This is a genomic window from Flavobacterium shii (genome assembly GCF_025847235.1).
In the GTDB taxonomy this organism is placed as follows: Bacteria; Bacteroidota; Bacteroidia; order Flavobacteriales; family Flavobacteriaceae; genus Flavobacterium; species Flavobacterium shii.
In genome coordinates, this window is record NZ_JAOZEW010000037.1 from 22,975 (window position 1) to 29,221 (window position 6,247).

5 protein-coding genes and 1 tRNA gene are annotated in these 6,247 nt (G+C 34.1%); 1 reads left to right on the forward strand and 5 read right to left on the reverse strand.

All coding sequences use genetic code 11. The features are described 5' to 3' along the window. Positions 1-172 precede the first annotated feature (172 nt). The gene (locus OIU83_RS22760; protein ID WP_264208567.1) at positions 173-673 is read left to right on the forward strand and encodes a DUF456 domain-containing protein; all 501 of its coding nucleotides are present in this window, start codon (positions 173-175) and stop codon (positions 671-673) included. 2 nt (positions 674-675) lie between these two features. On the opposite strand, the gene OIU83_RS22765 is transcribed toward OIU83_RS22760, so the two are convergent. From OIU83_RS22765 to OIU83_RS22785, 5 genes are all read right to left on the reverse strand, one after another. Next, positions 676-2,265, reverse strand: coding sequence for an MFS transporter (locus OIU83_RS22765; protein ID WP_264208568.1), 1,590 nt, complete (start codon positions 2,263-2,265; stop codon positions 676-678). A 4-nt stretch (positions 2,266-2,269) separates the two neighbouring features. Then, positions 2,270-3,322, reverse strand: coding sequence for an HlyD family secretion protein (locus OIU83_RS22770; protein ID WP_035621928.1), 1,053 nt, complete (start codon positions 3,320-3,322; stop codon positions 2,270-2,272). 24 nt (positions 3,323-3,346) lie between these two features. Next, entirely contained in the window at positions 3,347-4,696 is a 1,350-nt protein-coding gene (locus tag OIU83_RS22775) for a TolC family protein (protein ID WP_264208569.1), read from the reverse strand. Between the two features lie 265 nt (positions 4,697-4,961). Then, positions 4,962-5,789 (reverse strand): helix-turn-helix domain-containing protein, encoded by an 828-nt coding sequence (locus OIU83_RS22780; RefSeq protein WP_264208570.1) that lies wholly within the window; start codon positions 5,787-5,789, stop codon positions 4,962-4,964. Between the two features lie 123 nt (positions 5,790-5,912). Further along, positions 5,913-5,986: transfer RNA gene (locus tag OIU83_RS22785), tRNA-Asp, on the reverse strand. Positions 5,987-6,247: the final 261 nt, after the last annotated feature.

The window sequence follows — 6,247 nt, forward strand, 5'->3', positions numbered from 1 at the left end:
TTTATAAATGCTATCCTGAAGTAATCTATCGTCTATTGAAAGTTTTTTAGTTTGCGCATAAGTACTTGTACTGATTGAAAAAATCAAGGTACAAAACAATACAAATTGCAAAAATCTAAGCATGGACGAATCTAACTAAAGGTTTGTAGGCACAAAATTACAAAAAAATTATATGGATTCACTATTATTATTACTTGGCTTTATATGCATGATTGTTGGTGTTTTAGGTAGTTTTTTACCCGTTTTACCCGGAATAAGCCTTAGCTGGCTTGGCTTATTATTGCTTTATATGACAAAAGTTGTCCCTATAAATTATTGGATTTTAGGAATTACTCTGGCTGTTACAATCATCATTTCTGTTTTAAACTATATCATTCCCGCCAAAGGAACTAAGAAATTTGGCGGAAGCACTTATGGAGTTTGGGGGACTAATATTGGCTTGGTCGTAGGTATTTTTGCTCCAATTCCGTTTGGGTTTATTATTGGTCCTTTTGCAGGCGCGTTTATTGGCGAATTAATCTATGATTACAAAGACCATAATCGCGCTTTAAAAGCCGCAACAGGTTCGTTTATTGGTTTTCTGGCATCGAGTTTTATAAACTTTATGCTTTGCATTATATTCTTCGGGCTTTTCCTTACGATTGTATGGCAAAATCGAGCTGGATTATTCTGAATTTAAAAGCTATTCCAAACTCGATTTTTAAACACATCAAACGTTTGTTTTAAATGCTGATTAATTCCCAAAAGAACTACAACAACCAATAATCCGTAACCAACAGCGGTAAAAATCTCCATATTTGATAACAGTATAGATTGCTTGGTTACGGATCCTAAAATTTGTTTCATCGCCAGAAGATTGGCTTCGTCTGGATTAAATCCTTTACCTACGAAACTTTGTGCTGTTTGTGCAATTCGGCTTTGTGTTTCAGGATTTTCGGGTGCAATAAACTGAGTTAGTTTTGTAAAGTGTGATTTCTGGAAAAACTTCTCGGCATTTTGCATAATACAAAACCCAATTGTACTTCCCCAAAAACGACCTGAAACTCCGATTGCTCCAGAATATGGTGCCATACTTGTTGGAACCGACGACATTGTAAACAAAACCAGCGGCACAAATAAGACCCCTACTGCAACTCCCTGCAAAATATAAGGTATTGCCATTGCCGATAATGAAATATCTGGCACAAAAAGAAACGTAAACCACAGGTGGAATATGGCAAGAATAAAAAATCCTAGCATAAAGATATATCTCGATGCTACTGTTTTTGCTAGAAATACCGCGGCAAGAACCATCCCGATTACATTACCGATTACGTTAAGAAACTGAATATGCGCCACGCGCGATGGCTCCCAGTTCCAGACACTAAACATGGTACTATGGCAAATATTAAGTGTTGCTCTACCGATATAAAAAAGAAAAAACAACAAGAATCCTATTCTAAGATTGGCATATCTAAAAACATTCAGATCAAAACAAGGTCGTTTTACATGTAATTGCCTGAAGATAAATAAGCCCGTCGAGATTAAAGATGCTATCAATGCAAATCGGATTTCGAAGGATTCAAACCAATATTTTTTCTCGGCATACACAAAGAAATATGCTCCGCATAATATCGCTATTAGCAATAAAACAAAGCTTGTCCAGTCTATTTGATACAAAGGGATTTTTCGGTGAAGACGACTATCATTAAACGTTATCATTATTAATAAAACGCAAATAATCTGGAATAATGCCGAACCATACGCCATGTATTTCCAATCGTAGTTCTCTAAAAGCCAAACGGCAATATTCATTATAAAAGGCGATGATAACAACAGTGCTCCATAATTAAAGGTGAATCCAATTATAATTGCATTTTTAGACTTAAATCTGGTTATTAATAACTGTCTTAACGGAACACCTGGTAATGCCATTAGGAAACCTTCGGCCATTCTGATCATGATAAACAACGAAAAGTTCTTTACATAAGCCGATAACATTATAGTAATTGCGATTAAACAGAATACTGCTATCAGGTATTTTCTGGTGGGGAAAAATTTAGAAAATCGGCTTTCTATTAATATCGTAGCAAGCAATGTTCCGTATGTAACGCACATCGAGAATTGCAAATCCTCTGGCTCTATATCTAGAAAACTTGCTGCATAAGTAACATTTGAAGAGTAAACTCCCAACAAAATCATGGAATGCAACATGCAAAAAAACAAGATTACAATGATTGCCCAATTAGGAACCCATGATTTAAAAACGCTTGTATTGTCTAACATTATGTTATTTGTGTTCGGCTACAACAGTTATATTCATTCCGGCACGAAGAAAATCAGCTTGTTCGCTTGTGTCTTTTAATTTTATTCTCACTGGGATTCTTTGTTCTATCTTGATAAAGTTTCCTGTGGCATTATCTGGCGGCAATAATGAAAATCGCGCACCACTGGCTGGAGATAACGAAGCAACTATTCCTATAAATTCTTTATCATTAAGTGCATCTGCATGTATTTCGACTTCCTGTCCAATGGTTAAAAACTGAACCTGAGTTTCTTTAAAGTTTGCCGTAATCCATTTTTCTTTACTTACCATCGACAATAAAGTTTGTCCTTCTTTTATCATTTGTCCTGGCTGAATTGTTTTCTTGGCAACCCATCCGTCATAAGGTGCAGTAATTACCGTGTACGAAAGAAACAAAGCAGCATTATCTGCCAATGCTTGTTTGGACTGAATTACTGTTTGCGCTGTCGGAACATTTGCCGCAGCTTGCGATGTATTTAAAGTCGAAGAATCGATTCGGTTACTCATTTCCTGATAATGTGCCTGAGCCGATTCGTAATCTGCTTTTACTTTTTCTAATTGTTGTTCGGTAGCAGCTTCTTCTTTTACCAGAGCTTTGTAACGCTGGTACTCTAATTGTGTTTTCCAAAGATTGGTTTTGGCTGCTGCCAATTGCGACTTGCCAATTGTGGTTGCGCTTGCGGTTGTTGCCACATTTTTCTCGACAACAACGCTATTTCTTTTAGCACTTTCTACATCTGCCAACGCCACATCTAATCTTGATTTATACTCGCGATTATCTATAACTAATAAAGTATCTCCTTTATGTACAAACTGATTTTCTTCATAACGAACTTCCTGAACGTAACCTGTAATCCTAGACATAATAGGCGTAACATATTGCTCAACCTGAGCATCATTGGTTTCTTCGTGATTTTTATTAAAAACATAAAACCAAATTCCCAAAACGATTCCGCTTAAAACAAGCAAACACGCAATAACAGTTATCAATGTATGAAACGACTTATTAGCTCTTGTTTCATTTTTAATCTTTACCATAAAATTTTATTCTCTTTTTAAAATTCAATTATTTAATAATCCTGCAGTATGAAGCAATTCATAATGTTTCATCTCGGCATCAATTCTCGTTGCGATTTTATTATATTTTGCTTGTAGCAACGCATTATCAGCATCGACCATTTCGGTTATCAGAACCAATTGATTCAGGTATTTTAACTTAACAATGCGATAATTCTCAGTTGCTAATTTTAATGCTTTATCGACAACTTTAATCTTCTCGGTGATTTCTTCATATTGAGTATGATTTCTAAATAATTCATCCTGAACTTTATTCTTTACAATTTCCGATTGAGTCTTCTGTAATTCTATCCTTGAATTTGCGATATGTACTTTGGTTTTGTTTTTATACAATCCCGACAAACTAAATGTTGCTTCGATACCTACTTGTCCTAAACTATACAAATAAGGATTTGGCGGAAAGAACATATAATTGGGATATTTTAAATTATAATCTCCAAAGAAATTTATGGTTGGATAATAATTTCCTTTTGCCAATTTCAATTCTGTCTTCTTGATTTCGATTTCCTGATTTGCAATTCGCATTTCTTCGTTTTGAAGCGTATTATTTAAATAGAAATTATAATTATCCATCTTGACATCTTCATTAAAACTCGCCGTTGTATCAATCGCTATTTCTTGCTCTTCGGGTAACTGTAGAATTGTTTTTAATTCATGAAGTGCTATTTTGATGTTTTTAGAATTCGTCAAAGCATTTAACTCACGATCAGAAAGTTGAAGCTCTGCTCTTAAAACCTCATTTTTGGTAATTGTTCCGTGAGTTTTTAACGATTGAACTTCTTTAAGTCGGCTTTGCTCTTCTTTGATATTTTCATCAATGATTTTTTGAAGTTCCATCATTTTCTGAATTTCCAAATAAGTAGCAATTACTTCTAACTGAATATCATTTTCTGCTTTTTCGCTTTTTACCTGAGCAATTTCACTCTCTTGGTTGGCAATTGCGATAGCATTGTTTATTTTATTTCCTGCATATAGTGGCACTTTTATAGCCGTTCCTATATTATACATTTCAGGAATAGTATGTGTTACGGCTTTATCTTTTAGAAATCCGCCTTTAAACTCCGTTAAGTTTGTAACACGAGAATACCCTCCATTAAAATCTATTTCGGGCAAACGGAGTTCTTTGGTTTCTTTGATATTTTCTTTAGAAATATCGACCTCGATGCGAGATTTAAGAATGTTTTTGTTGTTTTCTTTTGCAATTTTTATCGCTTCTTGCAATGAAATCGGATTTATTTGCTGAGCTTGTAGTGTAGTTACCCCAAGTAAAGTCAGGATAAAAGCTATTTTTTTTGGACGATAACGTAGTATCGAAAACCATTTTTTAAGGAACATGAAAGTAGTGTGATTTATTCACTGCAAAGTTCTTTCATTTTATATTTGCCTGATAATTCTAAAAAGTCAATAACATATTCATTTCGGACAAATTTTAACAATTGAGTTTCTCATGCAGATTTCGCAAAAAAAGCGACTAATAGTCTCTAATACTTTGTACTCTTTGCGTTAATCTTTGCTTACTTTGCGGTTAATTTTCTTGCCACAGATTTAAAAGATGAAATGATTTCAAAAGAAACTAACCACAAACTGCACGAATTGCCTTTTACAACTTACCTCTTTTCAGAATGTTTTCTCCGTTAAGATAATCAGAGGGTCGTTGCCCTAAAATCTTAAAAAACGTATTACTAAATGTTGGCACACTTGTATACCCGACCTCTTGCGCTACTTCTTTTACAGATAATTTTCGATCAAGCAGCAATTCAATTGCTTTTAACACCCTTCTGATTGTATAATATTGAATAAAAGACATTCCTAAATCCTTCTGAAACAAACGATACAAGGATTTCTCGCTATACCCAAATTGATGCGCAACTTCTCCAAACAGAATCGTTTCTCCTAAATTATTCTCGACATAACGCAAGATTTTACTCAAGCGAGCATCTTTTGGCAAAGGCAATTCTAGAGGTAAATTGGTTAAACAAATTTGAGGTAATATTGCTTTGATAGCTTTAGCAATCACAAAATTCGGACTTCCTTTTTTAAGATCACCATTCCATCGATTCGTAAAAAGCATCATTTGAAGCAGTAAATTATTAACTGGATAAATACCTTCCTTTTGATAAAAAACATCTTCATCTTTCTCTACAGGAAAGTATAGATTTCTCATCATCACGTTTTCAGACTTTGGATGAATGCTGTGTTCAATTCCACTTGGAATCCATATAAAATGTCTTGCTGGTAAAAAATACGTTTTGGTTTCAGTTGTTACAAATACAACGTCGCCTTCGGTATAAAGAAATTGTGCTTTATTATGTTTATGCGTCGGAACATATAATTCTCCCATCAAATCATGATAACAATAAATACTTTTTTTATCAGTATCTACTGTTTTAATATAGTATTTATGTTCTTTATGAATTGAATGTTCCATTGTAGTACGTGTATATCGACAGACTTTTTGCGATATATAAATATAAGGAAGATAATTAAGCGGAGTGGAATTACTATAAAATAAAAAAAGCCTTTCCGTTAAGAAAGGCTTCTTCCAATATTGCGGTCTGGACGGGACTCGAACCCGCGACCCCATGCGTGACAGGCATGTATTCTAACCAACTGAACTACCAAACCAACTCGCTTTATTGTGGGGCAAAAGTACAACAGAAGTTGTGATTCTACAAGCTTTTTCGTGTTTTTTAAACAAAAAAAATCGTTATTTTTTTAATGCATTGATTTCTATTAAAATAGAAAAACAAAAAAAAGCTACAACCCCAAACAATTCAAACTAGAATGAGTAATACAAGAACAGTTAAACTTTTTTATACCTATAATTAGAATAAACTTATAGAATCAAAAAGGAATTTCTTCTTATTCAGACTACCTAAGCTTTTG

Bases quoted from the DNA above. Each gene is read 5' to 3' on its own strand.
- OIU83_RS22760 (WP_264208567.1), top strand. From the start codon at position 173: ATGGATTCACTATTATTATTACTTGGCTTTATATGCATGATTGTTGGT.
- OIU83_RS22765 (WP_264208568.1), bottom strand. From the start codon at position 2,265: ATGTTAGACAATACAAGCGTTTTTAAATCATGGGTTCCTAATTGGGCA.
- OIU83_RS22770 (WP_035621928.1), bottom strand. From the start codon at position 3,322: ATGGTAAAGATTAAAAATGAAACAAGAGCTAATAAGTCGTTTCATACA.
- OIU83_RS22775 (WP_264208569.1), bottom strand. From the start codon at position 4,696: ATGTTCCTTAAAAAATGGTTTTCGATACTACGTTATCGTCCAAAAAAA.
- OIU83_RS22780 (WP_264208570.1), bottom strand. From the start codon at position 5,789: ATGGAACATTCAATTCATAAAGAACATAAATACTATATTAAAACAGTA.